Source organism: Pseudomonas sp. GV085, assembly GCF_003050925.1.
In the GTDB taxonomy this organism is placed as follows: domain Bacteria; phylum Pseudomonadota; class Gammaproteobacteria; order Pseudomonadales; family Pseudomonadaceae; genus Aquipseudomonas.
This window is the reverse complement of the sequence record NZ_QAOV01000001.1, coordinates 316,410-340,496: the sequence shown is the minus strand read 5'-3', so window position 1 is coordinate 340,496 and position 24,087 is coordinate 316,410. Positions and strand designations below refer to the sequence as shown.

At 60.1% G+C, this 24,087-nt stretch carries 21 protein-coding genes; 12 read left to right on the top strand and 9 right to left on the bottom strand.

Annotated features, from left to right (window positions below; translation table 11 throughout):
• The first annotated feature begins 1 nt into the window (after position 1).
• On the top strand, positions 2-583 hold the full coding sequence (locus tag C8K63_RS01555) for a cob(I)yrinic acid a,c-diamide adenosyltransferase (RefSeq protein WP_108215088.1): 582 nt from the start codon (positions 2-4) through the stop codon (positions 581-583).
• 127 nt (positions 584-710) lie between these two features.
• On the opposite strand, the gene C8K63_RS01550 is transcribed toward C8K63_RS01555, so the two are convergent.
• The 4 genes from C8K63_RS01550 to secA form a co-directional block, all read right to left on the bottom strand.
• Positions 711-1,655, bottom strand: coding sequence for a Nudix family hydrolase (locus tag C8K63_RS01550; protein WP_108215087.1), 945 nt, complete (start codon positions 1,653-1,655; stop codon positions 711-713).
• Positions 1,652-2,284, bottom strand: a complete 633-nt coding sequence (locus C8K63_RS01545) for a glutathione S-transferase family protein (RefSeq protein WP_108215086.1) — start codon at positions 2,282-2,284, stop codon at positions 1,652-1,654. Before C8K63_RS01545 ends, C8K63_RS01550 begins: the two co-directional genes overlap by 4 nt.
• A 137-nt stretch (positions 2,285-2,421) precedes the next feature.
• Positions 2,422-3,639: a bifunctional glutamate N-acetyltransferase/amino-acid acetyltransferase ArgJ gene (argJ, locus tag C8K63_RS01540; RefSeq protein ID WP_108215085.1), complete on the bottom strand. Its 1,218-nt coding sequence runs from the start codon at positions 3,637-3,639 to the stop codon at positions 2,422-2,424.
• Positions 3,640-3,759: 120 nt separating this feature from the next.
• Positions 3,760-6,495: a preprotein translocase subunit SecA gene (gene secA, locus C8K63_RS01535; protein WP_108215084.1), complete on the bottom strand. Its 2,736-nt coding sequence runs from the start codon at positions 6,493-6,495 to the stop codon at positions 3,760-3,762.
• A gap of 307 nt (positions 6,496-6,802) precedes the next feature.
• On the opposite strand from secA, the gene C8K63_RS01530 reads away from it, so the two are divergent.
• A complete protein-coding gene (locus C8K63_RS01530; RefSeq protein WP_108215083.1) occupies positions 6,803-7,261 on the top strand; it encodes a DUF721 domain-containing protein in 459 nt (152 codons plus the stop codon).
• Between the two features lie 118 nt (positions 7,262-7,379).
• Here C8K63_RS01530 and C8K63_RS01525 read toward each other — a convergent pair whose 3' ends face one another.
• The gene (locus C8K63_RS01525) at positions 7,380-8,858 is read right to left on the bottom strand and encodes a helicase HerA-like domain-containing protein (RefSeq protein WP_108215469.1); all 1,479 of its coding nucleotides are present in this window, start codon (positions 8,856-8,858) and stop codon (positions 7,380-7,382) included.
• A 188-nt stretch (positions 8,859-9,046) separates the two neighbouring features.
• Here C8K63_RS01525 and C8K63_RS01520 point away from each other — a divergent pair, with 188 nt between their 5' ends.
• The 3 genes from C8K63_RS01520 (at position 9,047) to C8K63_RS01510 (ending at position 13,019) form a co-directional block, all read left to right on the top strand.
• Positions 9,047-10,936 carry a methyl-accepting chemotaxis protein gene (locus tag C8K63_RS01520; RefSeq protein ID WP_108215082.1) on the top strand — a complete coding sequence of 630 codons (1,890 nt, stop codon included), beginning with the start codon at positions 9,047-9,049 and terminating at the stop codon, positions 10,934-10,936.
• Positions 10,937-11,137: 201 nt separating this feature from the next.
• Positions 11,138-12,250, top strand: a complete 1,113-nt coding sequence (locus tag C8K63_RS01515; protein ID WP_108215081.1) for a glycosyltransferase family 1 protein — start codon at positions 11,138-11,140, stop codon at positions 12,248-12,250.
• A complete protein-coding gene (locus C8K63_RS01510) occupies positions 12,243-13,019 on the top strand; it encodes a DUF2334 domain-containing protein (protein ID WP_108215080.1) in 777 nt (258 codons plus the stop codon). The genes C8K63_RS01515 and C8K63_RS01510 overlap by 8 nt, the downstream gene beginning before the upstream one ends.
• A 61-nt stretch (positions 13,020-13,080) precedes the next feature.
• Here C8K63_RS01510 and C8K63_RS30440 read toward each other — a convergent pair whose 3' ends face one another.
• Both C8K63_RS30440 and purU read right to left on the bottom strand, forming a co-directional pair.
• Positions 13,081-13,257 (bottom strand): hypothetical protein, encoded by a 177-nt coding sequence (locus C8K63_RS30440; protein WP_178086775.1) that lies wholly within the window; start codon positions 13,255-13,257, stop codon positions 13,081-13,083.
• A gap of 86 nt (positions 13,258-13,343) precedes the next feature.
• Positions 13,344-14,192 (bottom strand): formyltetrahydrofolate deformylase, encoded by an 849-nt coding sequence (gene purU, locus C8K63_RS01505; protein WP_108215079.1) that lies wholly within the window; start codon positions 14,190-14,192, stop codon positions 13,344-13,346.
• Between the two features lie 335 nt (positions 14,193-14,527).
• Between purU and mvaT the strand changes: the two genes are divergently transcribed.
• Entirely contained in the window at positions 14,528-14,905 is a 378-nt protein-coding gene (gene mvaT / locus C8K63_RS01500) for a histone-like nucleoid-structuring protein MvaT (RefSeq protein ID WP_007933316.1), read from the top strand.
• Positions 14,906-15,003: 98 nt separating this feature from the next.
• Here the strand turns inward: mvaT and sbcB are convergent, their stop codons facing one another.
• Positions 15,004-16,434: an exodeoxyribonuclease I gene (sbcB, locus tag C8K63_RS01495; RefSeq protein ID WP_108215078.1), complete on the bottom strand. Its 1,431-nt coding sequence runs from the start codon at positions 16,432-16,434 to the stop codon at positions 15,004-15,006.
• A 186-nt stretch (positions 16,435-16,620) separates the two neighbouring features.
• Here sbcB and C8K63_RS01490 point away from each other — a divergent pair, with 186 nt between their 5' ends.
• From C8K63_RS01490 to C8K63_RS01465, 6 genes are all read left to right on the top strand, one after another.
• A complete protein-coding gene (locus C8K63_RS01490; RefSeq protein ID WP_108215077.1) occupies positions 16,621-17,346 on the top strand; it encodes an RDD family protein in 726 nt (241 codons plus the stop codon).
• Positions 17,343-18,320, top strand: coding sequence for a stage II sporulation protein M (locus C8K63_RS01485; protein WP_108215076.1), 978 nt, complete (start codon positions 17,343-17,345; stop codon positions 18,318-18,320). Before C8K63_RS01490 ends, C8K63_RS01485 begins: the two co-directional genes overlap by 4 nt.
• Complete coding sequence (locus C8K63_RS01480) at positions 18,307-19,851, top strand: DUF4129 domain-containing protein (protein ID WP_108215075.1); 1,545 nt, start codon at positions 18,307-18,309, stop codon at positions 19,849-19,851. The genes C8K63_RS01485 and C8K63_RS01480 overlap by 14 nt, the downstream gene beginning before the upstream one ends.
• Complete coding sequence (locus C8K63_RS01475; protein WP_108215074.1) at positions 19,848-21,011, top strand: DUF4350 domain-containing protein; 1,164 nt, start codon at positions 19,848-19,850, stop codon at positions 21,009-21,011. The genes C8K63_RS01480 and C8K63_RS01475 overlap by 4 nt, the downstream gene beginning before the upstream one ends.
• The gene (locus C8K63_RS01470; RefSeq protein WP_108215073.1) at positions 21,008-22,009 is read left to right on the top strand and encodes a MoxR family ATPase; all 1,002 of its coding nucleotides are present in this window, start codon (positions 21,008-21,010) and stop codon (positions 22,007-22,009) included. Before C8K63_RS01475 ends, C8K63_RS01470 begins: the two co-directional genes overlap by 4 nt.
• Positions 22,010-22,085: 76 nt before the next feature.
• Positions 22,086-23,417 carry a DUF58 domain-containing protein gene (locus tag C8K63_RS01465; protein ID WP_108215072.1) on the top strand — a complete coding sequence of 444 codons (1,332 nt, stop codon included), beginning with the start codon at positions 22,086-22,088 and terminating at the stop codon, positions 23,415-23,417.
• A 20-nt stretch (positions 23,418-23,437) separates the two neighbouring features.
• On the opposite strand, the gene C8K63_RS01460 is transcribed toward C8K63_RS01465, so the two are convergent.
• On the bottom strand, positions 23,438-23,995 hold the full coding sequence (locus C8K63_RS01460; RefSeq protein WP_108215071.1) for a hypothetical protein: 558 nt from the start codon (positions 23,993-23,995) through the stop codon (positions 23,438-23,440).
• Positions 23,996-24,087 lie beyond the last annotated feature (92 nt).

Genomic DNA, 24,087 nt, shown 5'->3' with positions numbered 1-24,087 from the left:
CATGGGCTTTCGTTTGTCGAAGATTTACACCCGCACTGGCGACAAAGGCGAGACCGGACTGGGCGATGGCCGTCGCGTACCCAAGGATCACCCGCGGATCGAGGCCATTGGCGAAGTCGATACGCTGAACAGTCAGGTGGGCGTGCTGCTGGCCGGATTGGCGGCGCAAACGCACACCGTTGCAGGCTTTCAGGAAGTGATCGATGTTTTGGCGCCTTGCCAGCACCGATTGTTCGACCTCGGTGGCGAACTGGCGATGCCGGTGTATCAGGCGTTGAATGCAGCGGAAATCGAACGCCTGGAAGCCGCGATCGATGTGTGGAATGAAGAGTTGGGACCGCTGGAAAATTTCATCTTGCCCGGCGGTTCGGCGCTGATTGCCCAGGCCCATGTCTGCCGCAGCCTGGCGCGCAGCGCAGAGCGGCGGTGTCAGCAACTTAATGCGATTGAGCCGTTGGCCGGGGTTGGCCTGGCGTATATCAATCGGTTGTCGGATCTGTTGTTTGTGATGGCGCGGCTGATTGCCAAGCGTCAGGGAGTGGCCGAAATTCTATGGCAGCCTGCGGCGAAACCTGAAATTTAGTCGGCGGCTGTCAGGCCCTCATCGCGAGCAGGCTCGCTCCCACATTTGATCGCATTTCTTCAGCAACAATGCGGTCACCTGTGGGAGCGAGCCTGCTCGCGATGGCGTCAGAAGCTACAGCACAGAATCAGGCCTCAGGCCAAAACGCCCGAATCCCCGCCACACCCTGTGCCCCCGCAGCCCAGGCTTCCTCGACCTCAGCCGGACCAACGCCACCCAGCAGGAACACCGGCTTGCTGAACCCGTCGATCAGGCTCGACGCCTGCTCCCAACCTAACGGCTCGGCGCCAGGATGAGTCAGGGTAGGTTGAACCGGTGACAGGGTCACGAAATCCACGCCCATCTGTTCGGCCAGCGCCAGCTCTTCAGCGTTATGGCACGAGGCCGCCAGCCAGCGCGACGCCGGTAGCGGTCGGCCAGCCGCTGCGTATTTGCGCAGCTGCGCCGAGGTAATGTGCCAACCCGCAGACGGGAAGTCGCCCAGCCATTCGAACGGCCCCTTGATCATCAATTGCGCCTTGCCGGCACACAGCCCTGCCGCATCCACGGCCAGGTCGCGGTATTTCGGGTCGTAACCGTTTGGTGCACGCAACTGGATCAGTTTGATACCGCCGGCAATAGCCTTCTGAATACCACGCAGCAACGCGGGGGTCTCCAGGTCTTCCGGAGTGATCAGGTACTGAGCGGGCAATTTCGCGGCCGCGACGATCGGCCGGTTGGCTTCAGGAAACTCGTAACCCGACAGGTCGCGGGGTGACACCCAGGCCAGCGGTTGGCCTTCGGCACCGTGAGGCTCGCCGGTAAACACCGAAACTTCCCAGACATCCAGCAACACCTGTTTGTCCGGGTAATCGTGCCGAATCTTGATCAGCGGGCGCGCCGCGCCGACCACGATGCCCAGCTCTTCATGGAGTTCACGGGCCAGTGCGGTTTCGACCGACTCGTCGGCCTCGACCTTGCCGCCTGGAAACTCCCACAGACCGCCCTGATGCTGTGAGTCGGCACGACGGGCGATGAGGATTTGGCCACTGCCATCGCGGATGACGGCGGCGGCGACATGGACTCGTTTCACTTTTGCAACTCCTCCAGTCCGGCCTTCTGCCACGCCTTGAACGCCGGCCATAGGTAGAGGGTTTCGACGTAGGCCTCGTCAATGGCAGACAACTTCACCTGATAGGTGCGCAGGCGCACGGCAATCGGTGCAAAGAACGCGTCAGCCAGACTGATTTGACCAAACAGGTATGGCCCGGTTTCGGTCGCGGCGGCACGGCATTCGGCCCACAGCGCCGACATGCGTTCGATGTCGACCTGAACGTCAGCCGGAACCGGAGACAAAGGGGCGTCATGGCTCAGGTCAAACGGCATATTGCCGCGCATGGCGAAGAACCCGCTGTGCATCTGCGCACACGCCGAGCGCGCCTGAGCGCGGGCGGCAATGTCTTTCGGCCAGAGGCCTGCGGACGGGAACTGTTCTGCCAGGTATTCGGCAATCGCCAGGGAGTCGGCGATGGTACCGTGTTCGGTTTTCAGCAGCGGGACCTTGCCAGTCGGCGAATGCTTGAGCAGACGCTCGCGGGTGTCCGGCTGGTTCAGCTTGATCAGTTCTTCGGTGTAGGTAGCGCCGGTCAGGTCGAGGGCCAAGGCGCCACGCAGGGACCAGGAAGAAAGCAGTTTGTCGCCGATGATCAGGTGCAGGCTCATGTTCAAGCATCCTCAAGCAGGAAAGATCACAACTCTGTAGGAGCTGGCTTGCCAGCGAAGGCGATATCAGCCTCGATAAATCCATCGCGGCGGATGACGCCTTCGCCAGCAAGCTGGCTCCTACAGGACATGCGCTATTACGTGCGGTACTCGGCGTTGATCTTCACGTACTCGTGGGACAGGTCGGTGGTCCAGATGGTTTCGCTGCAATCGCCACGACCCAGCTCGATGCGGATGGTGATTTCTTCCTGCTGCATCACCGCCGCACCCTGGGCTTCGGTGTAGGTCGCCGCGCGCGCGCCACGGCTGGCAATGCACACTTCGCCAAGGAATACGTCGATCTTGCTCACATCCAGGTTCGGAACGCCGGCACGGCCGACAGCGGCCAGGATACGTCCCCAGTTCGGGTCGGACGCAAACAATGCCGTCTTGATCAGCGGCGAGTGGGCCACGGTGTAGCCAACGTCCAGGCACTCCTGGTGATTGCCGCCGCCATTGACTTCAACGGTCACGAACTTGGTTGCGCCTTCTCCATCGCGAACGATGGCCTGGGCCACATCCATGCACACTTCGAACACCGCCTGCTTCAACTTGGCGAACAACTCGCCTTCGGCGCGGGTGATTTCCGGCAGCGCGGCCTGACCAGTGGCAATCAGCATGCAGCAGTCGTTGGTCGACGTATCACCATCGATGGTGATGCGGTTGAACGACTTGTTGGCGCCATCGAGCATCAGGTTTTGCAACACATCGCGGGAAACCTTGGCGTCAGTGGCGATGTAGCCGAGCATGGTCGCCATGTTCGGACGAATCATGCCGGCGCCTTTACTGATGCCGGTAACGGTGATGGTCACACCGTCATGCTGGAACTGACGGCTGGCACCTTTTGGCAGGGTGTCGGTGGTCATGATGCCGGTGGCGGCAGCTTCCCAGTTGTGGATCGACAGATCATCGAGGGCAGCTTGCAGCGCACCTTCGATTTTCTCCACTGGCAACGGCTCGCCGATCACACCGGTGGAATACGGCAGCACCTGGCTGGCATCGACACCGGTCAGTTCCGCCAGCTTGGCGCAAGTGCGCTCGGCGGCGGCCAAGCCAGGTTCGCCGGTGCCGGCGTTGGCATTGCCGGTATTGGTCAGCAGGTAGCGCACAGGGCCTTGTACGCGTTGCTTGGCCAGGATCACCGGTGCGGCGCAAAAGGCGTTCAAGGTGAACACGCCGGCAACCGTGGAGCCTTCAACACAGCGCATGACCACAACATCCTTGCGCCCCGGGCGCTTGATGCCGGCCGAGGCGATACCGAGTTCAAAACCGGCAACCGGGTGCAACGTTGGCAAAGGACCAAGACCAACAGCCATGAATGCGCTCCTTTATAAATGATGTCAGCACCGTTTCAGCAGAACGGTGGTTCGAATGGTAAAACGCCGCGACGGCAAAAGCCGGTCGCGGCGCAGGTATTTCAGCGTTTGAAACGGGTTTTACTGAATCTGCCCGTGGCAATGCTTGAACTTCTTGCCCGAACCGCAATAGCACAGCTCGTTGCGACCCAGCTTCTGCTCGTTGCGAACCGGGGCAGTAGCGAGAGCGACATCGACTTCTTCGCCCAACACTTCCGGGTGCTCAAGGCCTGGAGCTTCTTCATGCAGGAACTGCATGCGAGCGGCCAGTGCCTCGGCTTCCTGACGCAGGCGTTGCTCTTCTTCGATCGGGTCTTCGCGGCGAACCTGAACGTGGGACAACACACGGATCGAATCGCGCTTGATCGAATCGAGCAGCTCGGAGAACAGGGTGAACGACTCGCGCTTGTATTCCTGCTTCGGGTTCTTCTGGGCGTAACCACGCAAGTGAATACCGTGACGCAGGTGGTCCATGGTCGACAGGTGGTCTTTCCACAGGTCGTCCAGAACGCGCAGAACGATTTGTTTCTCGAAGGAGCGCAACGCTTCGGCGCCCGCCTGGTCTTCTTTCTCGTTGTACGCAGCGATCAGTTCCTGCATCAGTTTCTCGCGCAGGGTTTCTTCGTACAGGTGATCGTCTTCGTCGAGCCATTGCTGGATCGGCAGCGTCACACCGAAATCGCTCTGCAGCGCCGCTTCCAGGCCCGACACGTCCCACTGCTCAGGCAGCGATTGTGGAGGAATGTGTGCGCTGACGGTGGCGTCCAGTACGTCCTGACGGAAGTCAGCGATGGTCTCACCGATGTTGTCGGCAGCCAGCAACGTGTTACGCATGTGATAAATCACTTTACGCTGTTCGTTGTTGACGTCGTCGAACTCGAGCAGTTGTTTACGAATGTCGAAGTTACGGCCTTCAACCTTGCGCTGAGCCTTTTCGATGGCGTTGGTCACCATGCGGTGCTCGATCGCTTCGCCAGGCTGCATGCCCAGGGCCTTCATGAAGTTCTTCACCCGGTCAGAGGCGAAGATGCGCATCAGGCTGTCTTCCAGCGACAGGTAGAAACGGCTGGAACCGGCGTCGCCCTGACGACCGGCACGACCACGCAGCTGGTTGTCGATACGGCGCGATTCGTGACGCTCGGACGCAATCACCTGCAAACCGCCCGATTCGAGCACTTGCTGGTGACGCTTCTGCCAGTCGGCCTTGATCTGGGCAATCTGCTCAGGGGTCGGGTTTTCCAGGGAAGCCACTTCCACTTCCCAGTTACCGCCCAAGAGGATGTCGGTACCACGACCGGCCATGTTGGTGGCGATGGTCAGTGCGCCCGGGCGACCGGCCTGGGCAATGATCTCGGCTTCCTTTTCGTGGAACTTGGCGTTCAGGACCTTGTGTTCGATGCCTTCCTTCACGAGCAGGCTGGACATGTGCTCGGAGGTTTCGATGGTGGCTGTACCCACCAGAACCGGACGGCCCGCAGCCATGCTTTCCTTGATATCGGCCACGATTGCCGCGTATTTCTCGTCGGCGGTCAGAAACACCAGGTCGTTGTAGTCTTTACGGGCCAGCGGCTTGTTCGGTGGAATCACCATGACCTGCAGGCCATAGATCTGGTGGAACTCGAACGCTTCGGTGTCGGCCGTACCGGTCATGCCGGACAGCTTGTTGTACAGACGGAAGTAGTTCTGGAAGGTGGTCGACGCCAGCGTCTGGCTTTCGGCCTGGATGTTCAGGTTTTCCTTGGCTTCGATGGCCTGGTGCAGGCCTTCGGACAAGCGGCGACCCGGCATGGTACGGCCGGTGTGCTCGTCGACCAGTACGACCTGACCGTCCTGCACGATGTATTCGACGTTGCGATGGAACAGCTTGTGCGCGCGCAGGCCGGCGTAAACGTGAGTCAGCAGGCTCAGGTTATGCGCCGAGTACAGGCTCTCGCCTTCAGCCAGCAGGCCGATGCGGGTCAGCATTTCTTCGACGTACTGGTGACCGGCTTCGTTGAGTTCGACCTGACGGGACTTCTCGTCGATGGTGTAGTGACCGGCCTGGGTCACTTCGCCTTCGACTTCTTCAACGTGCAGCTTGAGCTGCGGGATCAGCTTGTTGACCTCGATGTACAGCTTGGAGCTGTCCTCGGCCTGACCGGAGATGATCAGCGGCGTACGGGCTTCGTCGATGAGGATGGAGTCGACTTCGTCGATCACGGCAAAATTGAGTTCACGCTGGAATTTTTCTTCCATGCTGAACGCCATGTTGTCGCGCAGGTAATCGAAACCGAATTCGTTGTTGGTGCCGTAGGTGATGTCGGCGGCGTAGGCAGCACGCTTCTCTTCCGGCGGCTGGAACGGCGTGACCACGCCGACCGTCAGGCCGAGGAATTCATACAACGGACGCATCCAGTTGGCGTCACGGCGGGCCAGGTAGTCGTTCACCGTCACAACGTGCACACCATTGCCGGACAGCGCATTGAGGTAGACCGCCAGTGTTGCCACCAGGGTCTTGCCTTCACCGGTACGCATTTCCGCGATCATGCCTTCATGCAAGGTCATGCCGCCGATCAGCTGGACATCGAAGTGGCGCATGCCCATGACACGCTTGCCGGCTTCGCGGGCGACCGCAAAGGCTTCTGGCAGCAGTTGGTCGAGGGTTTCCCCTTTGGCGAGGCGGGCCTTGAACTCGCTGGTCTTGGCACGCAATTGATCGTCCGAAAGGGCCACCATTCGCTCTTCGAAGGCATTGACGAGTTGCACCGTCTTGAGCATGCGTTTGACTTCACGCTCGTTCTTGCTTCCAAAAAGTTTCTTTAACAAAGGCGCAAACATATCGGCAGGATCTTCCACACTAAAGGGATGGAGGGCGGCCCCGTGAGTCGCCCGTGCAGCCCTCATGGCCGCATGCGAACGAGCATTCTACCCGGAAACGATGGAGAGGAAAGTGGCGATATTCCACGATGCTGGCACAGCGCGTTGACGGGGCTCACTTAAAATAAGGGCGTTTTGCTCAACTTCAAGCCGTTCAAGGCAGAAGTTAGTTGTTGATTTAATGGGCAAAGCACCCACAAAAGCAATGGGCGGGTGCATCCGGTGCTTTCTGCTACCATGGCGCCTCTGTTACTTCAGGTATCTGATCATGGCATTTCGCCCACTTACGGCCAAAGTACCTGCCGTTCTACTACGCGAAGCCAAGCCGCTGAAAGCCATTCTCGGCCACGCTCAACGCCTGGGTCATCTGCAGCGTTTACTCGAAAGCCAATTGCAACCCGCCGCTCGCGAGCATTGCCACGTGGCCTCCTGGCGCGAAGGCAGTTTGTTGCTGATTGTCACCGACGGTCATTGGGCAACCCGCCTGCGCTACCAGCAAAAGCGCCTGCAACGACAACTGCAACTGTTCGACGAGTTTGCCAATCTGACCCGGATCCTGTTCAAAGTTCAACCGCCGACCGTTCAGCAAGGTGCGGCCGGGCATACCATGGATTTGTCCAACGACGCGGCAGCGACCATCCAGGCCACGGCCGATGGCATCAGCGACCCGAATTTGCGGGCCGCGCTGGAGCGACTGGCGGCGCACGCCAAAACCAAATCCTCATAGGCACCCCCTGTGGGAGCGAGCCTGCTCGCGAAGGCGGCATAACATTCAACAATGATGTTGCCTGACACACCGATTCGCGAGCAGGCTCGCTCCCACTGTTAGATCGTGTTCACTCAAGCTACCGGCGTTTTTTGCTACCTAGCAACGACCCCATCAAGCCGCGCACCAACTGTCGGCCAATCTGGTTCGCCGCCTGTTGCATCGCCGATTTCAGCGCCTTCCCTGCCGCTGTACCAAGGAACTCTCCCGCCTGTTCGGTGAAACTCGGTTCCTGTTTGCCCTGCTCCGCTTCGGCTTCGGGCGCCAGGCCTTTGCGCCCCATCAGCACCTCATAGGCTGATTCGCGATCGATCGGTTGGTCATAACGCCCTTTGAACGGTGAGCCTGCGATCAATATCGTGCGCTCGGCGTCGGTCAAAGGCCCGATCCGCGATTGCGGTGGTGCCACCAGTACCCGCTGGACCATTTCCGGCGTGCCTTTTTCCTGCAAGGTGCCGACCAGCGCCTCGCCGATCCCGAGTTCGGTCAACACCGACAACGCATCGAACGCCGGATTCGGCCGAAAACCTTCGGCCACCGCGCGCAGGGACTTCTGCTCCTTGGCCGTAAACGCACGCAGACCATGCTGGATGCGCAAGCCCAACTGCGCGAGCACATCATCCGGCAGGTCACCCGGCGACTGGGTGACGAAATACACGCCAACGCCTTTCGAACGAATCAGCCGCACCACCTGCTCCAGACGATCGCGCAACGCCTGGGGCGTACCGTTGAACAACAAGTGGGCCTCGTCGAAGAACAGCGCCAGCAACGGTTTGTCGGCATCGCCACGCTCCGGCAACTGCTCGAACAGTTCGGCCAGCAACCACAGCAGGAACGTCGCGTAGACCTTCGGCGCTTCATGCACCAGACGGCTGGCATCCAGCAAATGAATGCGCCCACGACCGTCCGCAGTGGGCTGGAGGATGTCTTCGAGTTGCAGCGCAGGCTCGCCGAACAGGGCTTCGGCGCCCTGTTGTTCCAGGGTCGCCAGACGCCGCAGCAATGCCTGGCTGGAACCGGTGGTCATCAATGCCGCATCGTCGCCCAGCAACAGGGGGTTGTCCCGCAGGTGATTGAGTAACGCCTTCAGATCCTTGAGATCGAGCAACAACAGGCCTTCGCGATCCGCCACCTTGAACGCGGCGTACAGCGCCGACTGCTGACTGTCGGTCAGTTCCAGCAGGCTGCCCAGCAGCAGCGGCCCCATTTCACTCAAGGTTGTGCGCAAAGGATGACCGGACTGACCGTGTACGTCCCACAACGTCACCGGATAAGCCTGAGGCTTGTGGTTGAGCCAGGGCATCCCGGCAATCCGCTCGGCGATCTTGCCCTGGGGGTTGCCAGCGGCACCGAGGCCACACAGGTCACCCTTGATGTCGGCGGCGAACACCGCCACGCCAGCATCGCTGAAGGCTTCGGCCAATCGTTGCAAAGTGACGGTCTTGCCGGTGCCGGTCGCGCCTGCGATCAAACCGTGGCGGTTCGCCAGACGCATAGCCTGGGCAATCGGCTGCCCATTGAGATCGGCACCGATAACGAGTTGCAGAGAGTCAGGCATTTGGTCACCCATGATTAATCTTTGGTCCTACACGGCCGATAGAGATAACGACAAAGCAGTCAGACACGATCTGGTCGGAAATTTCCCTAAGGAGAGTCGGAAAATTCACTTGCTTTCAACCTTGCCCGTCGTGCGCCCCTTTATAAAAGCACGCACTGGACATTAAGACCTTAGCGGAACCCCAAGCCATGAACAAAAATCTGCGTTTCAGCCATAAAATCCTGCTTGCCGCCGCCCTTATTGTTATTGCCGCCTTCGCCTCATTCACGCTGTACAACGACTATTTGCAGCGCAACGCCATCCGCGAAGACCTTGATAACTATCTGCAGGAAATGGGCGCAGTGACCGCCAACAATATCCAGACCTGGTTGAACGGGCGCAGCCTGCTGATTGAAAACCTGTCACAAACTGTCGCGCTCAATCCCGATGCCGACAACGTTTCCAGGCTGCTTGTACAAAAAGCCGTGACCTCGACCTTCATGGGCGCCTACCTCGGCAACAAGGATGGCTCTTTCATCATTCGCCCGGACAGCAAGATGCCCGATGGCTATGACCCGCGTGCACGCCCTTGGTACAAGAGCGCGCAAGCCAGCAGCGGTTCGGCATTGACCGAGCCTTATATTGATCTGGCCTCCGGACAACTGGTGATTTCCATTGTCGACAGCGTTATCAAGGACGGCCAGAACATCGGCGTGGTCGGTGGCGACCTGAGCTTGCAGGTGATCGCCGACAGCCTTGGCACGCTGGACTTCGACGGCATGGGTTATGCCTTCCTGGTCAGTTCCGACGGCAAGATCCTGGTACATCCCGACAAAGCGCTGGCGATGAAGACGCTCAAGGATGTCTACCCGCAAGACACGCCGGCCATCAGCAGCGCAATGAGCGAGATCCAGGTCGACGGCAAAACCCGCATCGTGACCTTCACCCCGATCAAAGGCTTGTCGTCGGTCAATTGGTACATCGGTCTGTCGGTCGACAAGGAAAAGGCCTTCTCGATGCTCAGCGAGTTCCGCACCTCGGCGGTCGTTGCGACCGTGATTGCCGTGGCCATCATCATCGCCCTGCTCGGCATGCTGATTCGCATCCTGATCCAGCCATTGCACGTCATGACCCGTGCCATGGCTGATATCGCCGACGGCGAAGGCGACCTGACCAAACGCCTCGCCATCCAGAACAATGACGAATTCGGCACCCTCGGCACTGCGTTCAACCGCTTCGTCGAGCGCATTCACGGCTCGATCCGCGAAGTGTCCTCGGCCACCGGGCAAGTCAACGAAGTGGCGTTGCGCGTGGTCGCGGCTTCCAACTCGTCGATGTTCAACTCCGACCAGCAAGCCTCGCGCACCAGCAGCGTCGCAGCCGCCATCAACCAGCTAGGCGCCGCCGCCCAGGAAATTGCCCGCAACGCCGCCCAGGCGTCGAGCCAGGCCAGCGATGCCCGCAGCCTGGCCGAGGATGGTCAACACGTGGTGGACCGCAGCATCGTGGCGATGAATCAACTGTCGAGCATGCTCAGCGCATCGAGTTCCAACATCGAGTCGCTGAACAGCAAAACGGTGAACATCGGGCAGATTCTCGAAGTGATCACCAGCATTTCCCAACAGACCAACTTGCTGGCGCTCAACGCCGCGATTGAAGCCGCCCGTGCCGGTGAAGCCGGTCGTGGTTTTGCCGTGGTGGCGGACGAGGTGCGCAACCTGGCACATCGCACCCAGGAATCGGCGCAACAGGTGCAAACCATGATTGAGGAGCTGCAGGTCGGCGCCCGGGAATCGGTCAGCACCATGAGCGACAGTCAACGCCATAGCCAGGACAGCGTGGAGATCGCCAACCTCGCGGGCGAACGCCTGAACAGCGTGACGCTGCGTATCGGTGAAATCGACGGCATGAACCAGTCGGTGGCCACCGCAACCGAAGAACAGACCGCCGTGGTGGAGTCGATCAACGTCGACATCACCGAGATCAACACGCTGAATCAGGAAGGCGTGGAAAACCTGCAATCTACATTGCGCGCGTGCTCGGACCTTGAGCAGCAGGCGGCGCGGTTGAAGCAGCTGGTAGGCAGTTTCCGTATCTAGTGCCTGGACCGGCCTCTTCGCTGGCAAACCAGCTCCTACAGGGTTTAGCGTGAAGTCTGTAGGAGCTGGCTTGTCGGATCGCCGCACCGCAGCGAACGCCTCGTCTCAACCCTCTCTACCTCCACCCGCACAACCCCAACCGAACATCTATCCTTCATATAGGTCAACCAAGGGAGTACCGGGACTGGAGGACCGTTCATCGTGCATATCGCTGACATCACCATGTTCTACGCCCCTGCCAGCGGTGGCGTACGCACTTATCTGGATGCGAAGCACCGTCGTTTGGGCATCAAACCGGGCATTCGCCACAGTTTGCTGATTCCCGGATCTTCTTTTAGCGAACAGGATGGTATTTACACCGTTCCGGCCCCTGCCCTGCCCTTCGGCAAGGGCTATCGCTTCCCTCTGCGCCTCGCGCCGTGGCGCAATGTCTTGCAGGATTTGCAGCCTGACCTGATCGAAGTCGGCGATCCTTATCTCACGGCCTGGGCGGCGCTGGATGCGCGGCGCCAACTCGATGTGCCGGTCATCGGCTTTTATCACTCGGACCTGCCCCTGCTGGTCAGCAATCGCATGGGCCATTGGGTGACCAACAACGTCGAGGCCTATGTCAGCAAGCTCTACGGCAACTTTGACCGCGTACTGGCGCCCAGTCAGGTCATGGCCGACAAGCTCACCGGGCTTGGAGTCAAGAATGTGTTTGTGCAACCGCTCGGCGTCGACCTGCAGACCTTCAATCCCGATGCCAGAGACCCCGGGCTGCGAGCCGAGTTGGGCCTGGACGAAAACACCCGCCTGCTGATCTTCGCCGGGCGCGGATCCAAGGAAAAAAACCTGCCGGTGCTGCTCGACTGCATGAAACGCCTGGGCCGGCGCTATCACCTGCTGCTGGTTGGTTCGTCAATGCCCACGGCCGTGCCGTCCAACGTGACGGTGATCGACGAGTTCTGCCCGGCGGCGCAGGTGGCCCGCCTGATGGCCAGCGCCGATGCACTGTTGCACGCCGGCGATCAGGAAACCTTCGGCCTGGTCATTCTGGAGGCCATGGCCAGCGGTATTCCGGTGGTGGCCGTGGCGGCCGGGGCCTTCGAGGAAATCGTCAGCGAGGACTGCGGCCGGCTCTGCGCGCCGAACAATCCCGCCGCGATGGCCACCGCCGTTCGAGAATTGTTTGGGTCGGGCAACACAACGCTGGGCAAACACGCGCGGTTGCATGTCGAACGGCATTACGCCTGGGACACCGTGGTCAGCAGCTTGTTGCGCCACTACCACGCCGTGCTCGGCAGCCAATGGCCGCTGACAGCCAATGGTTGAGTCCATGAACAGTCCCGCCTTACTGCTGGTACTGCACGACGTGGCACCGCTAACCTGGGCCGATTACCAGCCGTTCGTCAAAGCCGTCGACGCTTTGGATGGCGTGCCGATCACCTGGCTGGTGGTGCCGGACTTCCACAAACACAACAACCTTGACGCCCATCCGCAATTTCGCCACCAGCTCAGTACCAGGCTCGCCCGGGGCGACGAACTGGCGCTGCATGGCTACTTCCACTGCGACGACGGGCCGATGGCCAGCAATCCCCGAGACTGGTTCATGCGTCGGGTCTACACCCACGAAGGCGAGTTTTACCCTTTGTCGCAGGAAGCCGCCCTTGCCCGCTTGCGTTCGGGCATCGAGATGTTCCACCGCCATGACTGGCCGCTGGAGGGGTTCGTCGCCCCTGCCTGGCTGATGAGCCAAGGCACCCGCCAGGCATTGCGCCAATTGCCGTTGAGTTACACCAGCGACTCGCAGCACTTGTACCGGCTGCCGGATTTCACCGCGTTCGAGGCGCCGGGGCTGGTGTGGAGTGCGCGCAGTGTCTGGCGCCGAGGCGTATCGAAGCTCGTCAGCGACCGCCGTGAACAACGCTGGCAGCAGGCGCCGGTGATTCGCCTGGGCCTGCACCCGGTGGACATGCGCCATGAGTTTTCGCGCCGATACTGGCTACAAACCCTCGAGCGCCTGCTCGACAACGGACGTGTTCCGATGACCAAGGCCCAGTGGCTGGCGCTGCAAAACGACCGTGTGGGTCGTGCGGCATGAGTCGCGGACTGCAGTTGCTCGTTAACCTGCTCGCGGGCGGTGCTGATAACGTTGATGAAACTCAGACAGGCCTGGGTTTGTCCTCGGGCTCTTGCTGCAACTGCTCCCACAACTGCGCGGCATCAGGAAACTCCGTACCCGTTTCAGGCCCCATGTCATCCGGGTCGTAGCGGCTCAGGCAACCCTCGCCCAGCGTGGCGGGAGCCTTGGAGGTGGCTTTGTCCAGTGGATCGGTCATGGTCATGTCCTCGGTGCAGAAACGGCGAAGGGCCTGAAGCGATTGAACGCCCAGGCCCTTCGAATTTCAACTGTGCCGCAGGTCTGTCAGAAGACGACGGTTTTGTTGCCGTGTACCAGCACCCGGTCTTCCAGGTGATAACGCAGGCCACGGGCCAGCACCATCTTCTCGACATCGCGGCCGAAACGCACCATGTCTTCGATGCTGTCACTGTGGCTGACGCGCACCACGTCCTGCTCGATGATCGGGCCGGCATCCAGCTCTTCGGTCACATAGTGGCAGGTCGCGCCGATCAGCTTCACGCCACGCAGGGAGGCCTGGTGATACGGTTTGGCACCGACGAACGACGGCAGGAAGCTGTGGTGAATGTTGATGACCTTGTGCGCGTATTCACGGCACAACTGCGGCGGCAGGATTTGCATGTAACGGGCAAGCACCACCACTTCGGCGTCATGCTGTTTGACCAGGCGCGAAACCTCGGCGAAGGCCGGCTGCTTGTCCTGCGGATTGACCGGGACGTGGTAGTACGGAATGCCGTGCCACTCCACCATGCTGCGCAAGTCATCATGGTTGGAAATCACACAGGAAATTTCGCAGTCCAGTTCATCGCTGTGCCAGCGGTGCAGCAAGTCGGCCAGGCAGTGCGACTCGCGGCTGGCCATCAGGACCACGCGTTTCTTTTGTTCGGTATCGGTGATGCGCCAGTCCATCGAGAACTCTTCGGCGATCGGGGCAAAGGCTTCGCGAAACGCTTCGATACCAAATGGCAGGGAGTCGGCACGGATCTCGTGACGCATGAAGAACCAGCCACTGAGGTTGTCCGAGTGATGGCTCGCTTCAGTGATCCAGCCGTTGTGTGATGCCAGAAAGTTACTGACTTTGGCAACGATGCCAACACGGTCCGGGCAAGAAATCACCAGACGAAAGGTGCGCATGAGGGGGGAACTCCAGAACTTCGCAAAGGCCGCCATTCTAGCGATTGCGCAGCAAAACTGCAGTATTGTTGACGTTTGCCCTCCCCGAAGGTCAGAGCGGCAGGACGGACAGCGCCCGTGGCGGTTCGCCCGAATGCTCTAGCGGTACCGGTCAAATGTTAATTTATGTATATCCGGCAGACCTGGACCACACTAATACATGCATTACCGACGTGCGCCAAAGACACAGCAATTAAATTAAATAAAGTTGGCTTAAATGTTTACTTGATGAAACACCGTGACTATTATTGCCGCACTGTCACCTGCCATCCAGCGCACAACATAAGGTAGTCCACATGTCCTTGATCAACGAATATCGCGCCACCGAAGAAGCTATCAAAGAGCTGCAAGCCCGTTTGAAGAACCTGTCCCAAGACGACAAACTGCAAACCGAGCTGGAATTCGAAGGCAAACTGCGCACCCTGATGGGTGAATACTCGAAATCCCTGCGCGACATCATCGCGCTGTTGGATCCAGAATCCAAAACCAAGGCACCACGCGGCGGCGCAGTGAAAACTACCGGCACCAAGCGTGCTCGCAAAGTTAAACAATACAAAAACCCGCACAACGGTGAAGTCATCGAAACCAAAGGTGGCAACCACAAGACTCTGAAAGAGTGGAAAGCCAAGTGGGGCGGTGACGTGGTGGAAGGCTGGGCTACCCTGCTGGGCTAAGCTTCAGAGCTTGTCGCAGACGGATCCGTGACAAAAAAAACGCCAGCAAATGCTGGCGTTTTTTATGCCCGGTGTTTTAAGCCCTGGCATGTTCGATTTCAAAGACGCAAACGCTGACGCAATCCCTGGACATAATCCTGCCACTCGCTGAGCACCCCCTGCTGAAACGGAGTAGCACTAACGCTCAATTGGGCCGCGGTCTCTACAAAACTTTCAAGGGTATTTGGCGCCCCCCACTCGGGTTCTGACAAACGTTTCTGACAGAATATTCGCCAGCGTTCTTGCTCCTCGGAATTCAACGTGTCGGAAAAGTTACGTGCGCGATATCGAAACAGCAATTCAGGCAAACGTTCGTCATCGAAAGGCCACTGCTGTTGTGCCAATTGTACCGGGTCAACGGTTCTGACTTGCTCGCACAATCGCCGATCCCGATCACCGATAAATCCATCATATAACTGTTGCTCCGGATCCTGGCTCTGGGAAAAATCTTCGCGAGCATAGATCGCCAGGATTTTATCCAGCCAAACTTTCCTGGCGTCATTGAGCTGCAACACTCGCTGCTGATACAGCGCCATATCCAGCCCCAGACGCTGCTGATCTTCCTGGCGAAGTACCGACAACGGTGCCACCACCGGGCACTTGTTGATGTGAATCAGCTTCAACGGCACCGGCAACTCGCCTTCGGCCAGCTCGTCACGGCGGGTATACAAGCGCTGACGCAAGCTTTCGGCATCCAGATCGAGCAAGCCCTGGGGATCGAGGTGCAGGTCACAGACAATCAGGGCGTTCTTGTTGCGCGGGTGCCAGGCCAGCGGCAACACCACACCCACATAGCTGCGCGCGGCCGAAAAACGTCCGGAAACATGCACCAGCGGTTGCAGCAGGCGTATCTGGTCCATGACTTTTTGCTTGCTGCGCAGTTGAAACAGCCAGTCGTACAGTTTTGGCTGTTTTTCCCGTATCAGGCGCGCCAGGGCGATCGTCGCGCGAACGTCCGACAGCGCTTCGTGGGCATTGCCATGGTCGATGCCGTTGGCAGCGGTCAGGCGTTCGAGCTTGAGCGTGACCCGCCCCTCGTCATCGGTCGGCCAGACCAGGCCATCGGGGCGCAAGGCATAGGCGGCGCGCACCACATCGATCAGGTCCCAGCGGCTGTTGCCGCCCTGCCATTCCCGCGCATAAGGGTCGAAAAAGTTTCGGTACAGGCTGTAGCGGGTCATCTCGTCGTCGAAACGCAAGGTGTTATACCCCGCGCCACAGGTACCGGGCGCGGCCAGTTGCGCATGCACCCGGGTCATGAAATCGGCTTCGCTCAAGCCTTGCGCCTGCAGTTGCCCGGGGGTGATTCCGGTGATGGTGCAGGCGGCAGGATGCGGCAGGATGTCGTCACTGGGCTGGCAGTAAAGATTGACCGGCGCGTCGATTTCATTGAGATCGAAGTCGGTGCGCAGGCCGGCCATTTGCAACGGACGGTCGCAACGGGGATTGATGCCAGTGGTTTCGTAGTCGTACCAGAAGATGGAGGTCACGGGCGATTCCTGAACTGAAGATCGGCAAAGTCTAGGCGTTCACCTCCCGCCCCGGCCAGTAGTCTTGTCATTCAAGCACCTTGCGCGACTCGCCATGCACTACATAGTTATGTCGTCTCCCCCGTATAGGCTGCTAGCATCGGATGGACAAAGAATCCCGATCCAGGCCACATCGTCAGGTTGCCCATGCTCGAGACCACAGCACTGCCAGGGAACGCGCCGCTGTCACCGCCACTGGATACGCGGTACCAGGTCGAAACACCGGAGGGCGTCGACCTGCCACTGCGGCCAGCCGGGCTGATGGTCCGCGCGCTGGCATTCTCCATCGATCTTGGTTTGCGCGGCCTGGTCCTGGGCGTGCTGTTCATAGCACTGGCGATGCTCGGCAAACTGGGCGCCGGGCTCGGTTCGATCCTGCTGTTCGTAGTGAATTGGTGGTACATGGTGCTGTTCGAGGTACTGAACCACGGCCGCTCGCCAGGCAAGCAATGGATGGGACTGCAGGTGGTGCACGACGATGGCACCCCGGTTGGCTGGTCCGCTTCGCTGCTGCGCAACCTGCTGCGCGTTGTTGACCTGTTGCCCTTCGGTTACTTCCTCGGGGCCATCAGTTGCCTGCAACATCCCCACTTCAAGCGCCTCGGCGATATCGCCGCCGGGACCCTGGTGATCTACCGCGAACAATCGCACACCCGCCCCGAACCCCCTGAAGCCCAGCCCCGCCGCCCGGCCTTTGCCCTGACACTCACCGAGCAACAGGCGATTCTCGGGTTTACCGAGCGCCAGGGCGAACTCTCCCAGGCGCGGGTCAATGAACTGGCCGCGATCCTCGCCCAACCATTAAAAGTCCAGCCTGCACAGGCGGTGACCGAGCTCAATGGCATCGCCCGCGGCTTGCTGGGGCCGACATGAAGCAAAGCCTGTTTGAAAGCCGGCACAAGGCCGAATGGGACCGCTTCTCCCACCTGCTCGAGCAGTTGGAACGCGACGGCAAAGTCACCGACACCAGCAGTTTCCCAAAGGATTACCGACGTCTCTGCCAACACTTGGCACTCGCACGGGAGCGTGGCTACAGCAGTTTTCTGATCGAAGTCTTACAGCAACAAGTGCTGCGCGGGCATCAACAGCTTTACCGACACCGCAGCCGCCTGGCGGCCGACATGCTGGCATTCATCCTGGCCGACTTTCCGCGACTGGTGCGCGAACAGTGGCGTTTCGTCCTCGCCGCCAGCCTGATGTTCTTTGCCAGCCTGGCCGGTTTCGCGCTGCTGGTGTACCTGTACCCGGATCTGGTCTACAACCTGATCCCCGCCGAACAGGTCAGTGAGATGCAAAGCATGTACGACCCCGTTGCCGGTCACCTCGGGCGCACGGCGGAGCGGGCCGCCAGTGAGGACTGGGCGATGTTCGGCTACTACATCATGCACAACATCGGCATCGCCTTTCAGACCTTCGCCAGTGGTTTGCTGTTCGGCCTGGGCAGCGTGTTTTTCCTGATTTTCAACGGCCTGATGATCGGGGCGGTGGCCGGGCACCTGACCTACGTCGGCTACGGGCAAACCTTTTGGTCATTCGTGATCGGCCATGGCGCTTTCGAACTCAGCGCCATCGCCCTGGCCGGTGCCGCTGGCCTGAAGCTGGGCTGGGCGTTGATCGCCCCGGGGCGCCTGCCACGGGGCGAGGCCTTGCGATTGGCGGCGCGCAAGAGCGTGCTGCTGATCTGCGGGGTCATGCTGTTTCTGTTGATCGCGGCCTTTATCGAAGCCTATTGGTCGTCAATGACCGGCCCTTCGCACCAGACCAAGTACTTGGTCGGCGCCGCGCTCTGGCTGCTGGTGGTGGTTTATCTCGTGTTCGCCGGACGTCGCCGCCATGCGCCTGAGTGACGCCACGGTGGTGATTCGCCCGCGCTCGACCTGGGAAGCCATGGACCTCGGGGTGCTCCTGAGCCAGCGCCACCGACGCCTGTTAATGACCAGTTGGGCCATGGTCACCTTGCCCATTTTCGTGCTGCTCAGTTGGGGATTCCGGGATTCGCCCTCGCTCGCCGTGTTCATTTTCTGGTGGCTGAAGCCGGCGTTCGAACGCTTGCCCTTGTACATCCTGTCCAAAGCCATGTTCGGTGAAACGCCCACGCTCAAGCAGGCCCTGCACCAATGGCCGCGCCTGCTCAAACCGCAATTGCTGGCCAGCCTGACCTGGAGACGCCTGAGTTTGCACCGCAGCTTCGTCATGCCGGTGGTGCAGCTCGAAGGACTCCACGGGCAGCAACGGCAACAGCGCCTACAGGTGCTGTTGCAGCGAGACGCCGGCGCCGCACGCTGGCTGACGATCATCGGTGCGCACCTGGAGGGCGCGTTGTGGATCGGCTTGATGGTGCTGTTCTATCTACTCCTGCCACAGCAGGTCGCGCTCGACTGGAGCTGGCAGTCGCTGATCTCGGCGGCCAACCAGGACTGGCGTTGGCTGGAACACCTGACCAACGGCTTTTATGCACTGGTGCTGGTGGTCTGGGAGCCGATCTATGTCGCCTGCGGCTTCAGCCTTTACCTGAACCGGCGCACCGTGCTGGAGGCCTGGGATATCGAACTGGTGTTCCGCCGAATGCGCCAGCGCCTCACCAGTGCAGGCGCTGTCCTGTTGATGGCCGTGATTTTGCAGGTGCCGACCACCCACAACCTGTGGGCCGCCGAACCGGCCATCTCACCCGACAGCCCGCGCCTGCTGGACCAGCCCCTGACCAGCCAGGCCTCCAGGGACAGCATCAAGTCGATCCTCGAACAGCCGCCCTTCAAGAACCGGGAAACGGTGACGCGCTACCGCTTTGGCGAAGAACAATCGAGTGCTGAAGCCGCGGATAATGGCAAGACACCGCAATGGTTGAAGGCCCTGTTGAAGCTGTTCGAGGGGCAACGCTTCGGGGCATTGGCGACCCTGATTGAAATCGTGCTGTGGGGCATCGTCATAGGTGCCGTCGGCCTGTTGATCTGGCGCTATCGCGACGGGTTGCAGGCGTTCGTCAGCCTTCGACCAATCCCCGTCAACAGAGCCACGGGACCGTTACCGCAGCAGGCATTCGGCATGGACCTCAAGCCCGAATCCCTGCCCGCCGACATCGCCGCCCACGCCGAAAGTCTTTGGCAGACTCATCCACGCGAAGCGCTTGGTCTGCTTTATCGCGCCCTGCTCAGCCACCTGTTGCACGACTTCAACATCGCGCTCAAGTCCGCCGACACTGAAGGCCAGGTGCTCCAGCGTATCGAGCTATTACAGCAACCGGCCTTGCTGGCCTACAGCAAAAACCTGACCGGGCACTGGCAAAACATGGCCTACGGTCATCGCCTGCCGCCCGCTCAGGTGCAGCAGGAACTGTGTAACGGCTGGCGCATTCTGTTCGGCTCGCAGGTTGTCCGTTGAATCGGCGCTGGGGGTCGATAGCCGCTGCGTTGGTCGCCGTGTTGCTGGCGACGCTGGGCTTTTATCTGTACCTCAAGGCAACCCCCTACCAGACCGACATCGACCACGGTCCCTCCCCCGAAGCCAGGGCCAACCCATATCTGGCGGCGGAGCTGTTCCTGCGCAAGCAAGGCCTGAGCGTCGACCACGCCAACGGCCTCGACATCCTGCCCAGCCTCGACCCGCATCAACACAGCCTGCTGTTGCTCGGGGATCGCTACAACATGACCCCACGGCAGATCGACCAGGTGCTGAACTGGACCCGGGCCGGCGGGCGGCTTCTGTTCGTCGCCGAATCGCTGTGGGATGAAAAAATCGGCCATAGCAATGACCTGCTGCTCGATCGGGTGCAACTGCACCAATCTCTGAGCAAAGACCTCAAGGACCCGCCGCCGGATGTCGGTGACGATCCGTACCCGCAACTGACCAAGCTCTATCTGGAAAACGAAGACGCCCCGGCCTATGCCGGTTTCGATACCGCGTTCCATCTCGAAGACCCGAAAAACCTCGCCCAGGCCTGGGCCAACAGCGCCAGGGCCACGCACATGATGCAACTCAAATACGGCCTCGGCTCGATCATCGTGGTCACCGATGCCGACTTGTGGAAAACCCCGGCCATCGACCGGTACGACAACGCCTGGCTGCTTTGGTACCTGACCGCCGACACCCGCGTGACGCTGATCTTCAACACCGATCACGACAGCCTGCCGACCTTGCTGCTGCGTTACTTTCCCCAGGCGCTGGTCGCGTTGTTCGCTTTGATCGGCCTGGGTTTCTGGCACTTCGGTGTGCGTCAGGGGCCATTGCTTGAGCCGGCGCCGAAAGCACGCCGGCAACTGCAGGAGCACCTGCGCGCCAGTGCCGACTTCCTGTTGCGCCGCAACGGTCAGGCCGGCCTGCTGCAAGCCTTGCAGCAGGACATCCTGCGGCGCGTGCGGCGTCGCCATCCCGGTTTTGAACAGCTCGCCGTCGCCGAACAATGGCTGGTGCTCGCGCGCCTGACCGGCCAACCCACACGCGCCATCAGCCAGGCCATGAGCCCGCGACCGAAGCAACGGCTTTCCAGCGTTGAATTCAGCCGTCAGGTCGCCCACCTGCAAACCTTGAGGAACGCCCTATGAGTCATCCGATCGAGCCCGACGCAGCGAGTCATGCCACTCAACAACGTCAGCGTGCCAGCCACCTGGCCCAGGCCGTACGCCATGAATTGCAAAAAGCCTTGATCGGCCAGGACAGTGTGATCGACGACGTCCTGACGGCGCTGATCGCCGGCGGCCATGTGCTGCTCGAAGGCGTACCGGGTTTGGGCAAGACCCTGTTGGTGCGCGCCCTCGCCCGCTGCTTCGGCGGTGAGTTCGCGCGCATCCAGTTCACCCCGGACCTGATGCCGAGCGACGTCACCGGGCATGCGGTGTATGACTTGCAGACCGAGCAATTCAAGCTGCGCAAAGGCCCATTGTTTACCAACCTGTTGCTCGCCGACGAGATCAACCGCGCTCCGGCGAAAACCCAGGCGGCGCTGCTCGAAGCCATGCAGGAGCGGCAAGTCACCCTCGAAGGCCGGCCATTGCCGATTGCGCAGCCGTTCATGGTGCTCGCCACGCAAAACCCGATCGAACAGGAAGGCACTTACCCGTTGCCGGAGGCCGAACTGGATCGCTTCATGCTCAAGGTGCGCATGGATTACCCCGACGCCGAGCAAGAGCTGAACATGGTGCGTCAGGTCAGCCGTTCGACCCGGGCCGACATGCTCGATGTCCAACCGATGCGCACGTTGTTGCAGGCCAAGGATGTACTGGCCCTGCAACGCATCGCCAGCGACCTGGCGCTGGACGATCAGGTGCTCGATTACGCCGTGCGCCTGGCCCGCTCCACCCGCAACTGGCCCGGCCTGACCCTCGGCGCCGGGCCTCGGGCGTCCATTGCCCTGGTGCGATGTGCCAGGGCCCGCGCGCTGCTGCGCGGTGGTGAATTCGTGATTCCGGATGACATCAAGGGCTGCGCCCTGGCGGTGCTGCGCCATCGCGTACGCATCGCGCCGGAGCTGGATATCGAAGGGCTGGAAGTCGATCACGTACTGCGCCAACTACTCGACCAAGTGCCGGCGCCGCGGGTTTGAACGTCGTGGCCCGCTGTGCACCTGTAGGAGCTGCCGCAGGCTGCGATCTTTTGATCTGGCTGCACGGTGTTACACCATGAAACCCTCGCGCCTGCTGTTGATCTGGCTGGCACTGCTGCTGGTTATCGGCATCGTGCTCGGTGCATTGCGGGCGCTGGACGTCGCCGTTCCTTCAAGCCTGTTGTCGATCAACTGGGGATTGCTGCTGGCGCTGCTGGCCCTGGCAATACTCGACGCCATCCGCCTCCAACGCCTGCCCTCCCCCAGCGTACGACGACAAATGCGTGGCAGCCTGGCGCTGGGTCGCTGGAGCGAAGTGCGACTGGAAGTCGTGCATGACTTCCCCCAACCACTGAACATTCAGGTCTTCGACCATGTGCCCAACGGCCTGAGCTTCGAAAACCTTCCCCTTTCGGTCGAACTTCAGCCCGGCCAGCACAGCGAGATTGGCTATCGCCTTCGCCCGCTCAAGCGAGGCCACTTCAGCTTCGAACATTGCGAAATAAACCTGCCGAGCCCATTGAGCCTGTGGTCCGGCAAACGTCTGCTCAGCGTGACCGACCACACCCGCGTCTACCCCGACTTCGCCCGCCTCTACGGCGGACAATTGCTGGCTGTGGACAACTGGCTCAGCCAACTCGGCGTGCGCCAAAAACAACGTCGCGGCCTGGGTCTGGAGTTTCACCAGCTAAGGGAGTTTCGCGAAGGCGACAGCCTGCGCCAGATCGACTGGAAAGCCACTGCCCGCCAACGTACACCGATCGCCCGGGAGTATCAGGATGAGCGTGACCAGCAGATTATCTTCATGCTCGACTGCGGCCGGCATATGCGCAGCCAGGATGATGAGCTGTCGCACTTCGATCACGCCCTCAATGCCTGTCTGTTGCTGAGCTACGTGGCGTTACGGCAGGGCGATGCGGTGGGGCTGAGTACAATTGCCAGCGAACAGCCGCGCTACCTTGCACCGGTAAAAGGCACCAGCCATCTCAACACACTGCTCAACACGGTCTATGACCTGGAAAGCACTCACCACAGTGTTGATTATCAGGCCGCTGCCAGCCTGTTACTGGCTCGGCAGCAGCGCCGGGCGCTGGTGGTCTTGGTGACCAACTTGCGCGTTGAGGACGATGAAGATTTGCTGACCGCCGTCAATCGCATGGGCAAGGCGCACCGGGTGATAGTCGCCAGCCTGAGGGAAGACGTGCTCGACAGTCTGCGCCATACACCGGTGCAAACCTTGCAGGAGGCACTGGCCTATTGCGGCACGGTTGATTACCTGAATGCACGGGCAGAACTCCATGAGCGGTTGAGTGCTCATGGAGTGCAGGTGGTGGATGCCCGACCTGAACAGTTGGGCCCTGCTCTGGTCACACACTACCTGAGTAGAAAAAAAGCAGGATCGATCTAGGGGGCGTTGTTGACGGTCATTCAACTCGACGATAAAACACGCCTGCTCTGCGGTTGGTAAACCCTGTCGTCGAGTTGGATAGTTTTTAGTGCAAGGGGGACTAATTTCACATCCACTTCAACATTTACCATACGCAGTGCGGCCGTACCGGCTTTGCTAGAACCATGCAACTGCACAGTAAAATCGGTATCCCCCGCCTCAAAATCATCCAGCTTATTCAGGTCATAGTAGTTCCAATCGGCAAGCGGCTGATTAGCAATCCTGCCACTCAGATCAATGATGGATTCTTTTCCCTTGCTGGTTATCACCACGACTTTTGAATTCTCGCCGTCGAGATAGTTTTCATACATAAAGGCAATCCGATACGCCACTCCCGTCATCTGAGATTCAGAAAAAGTGGGCGTAGCCATTTTCTGCTCCACCTTTGCACGGCTATTCATTGCCACGTAGTTACCTACACTCTCATCTTTCTGTATCACTGCGTTTCCCACGCCATCATGCGTCCAGGAGTTCTTCCAGTCTGCGGGAAAGTTGCCGCGTAAAATCAAATTGCGCCCTTTGATTTCGTCATCGCTCATGATGCATTCACCTCTATCAATCAACAGTTGCGAAGTCGATGAATTCGACCCGGTTGTCAAACTAATGCCCCAAAGCTCTCAGGGCAGTCCCT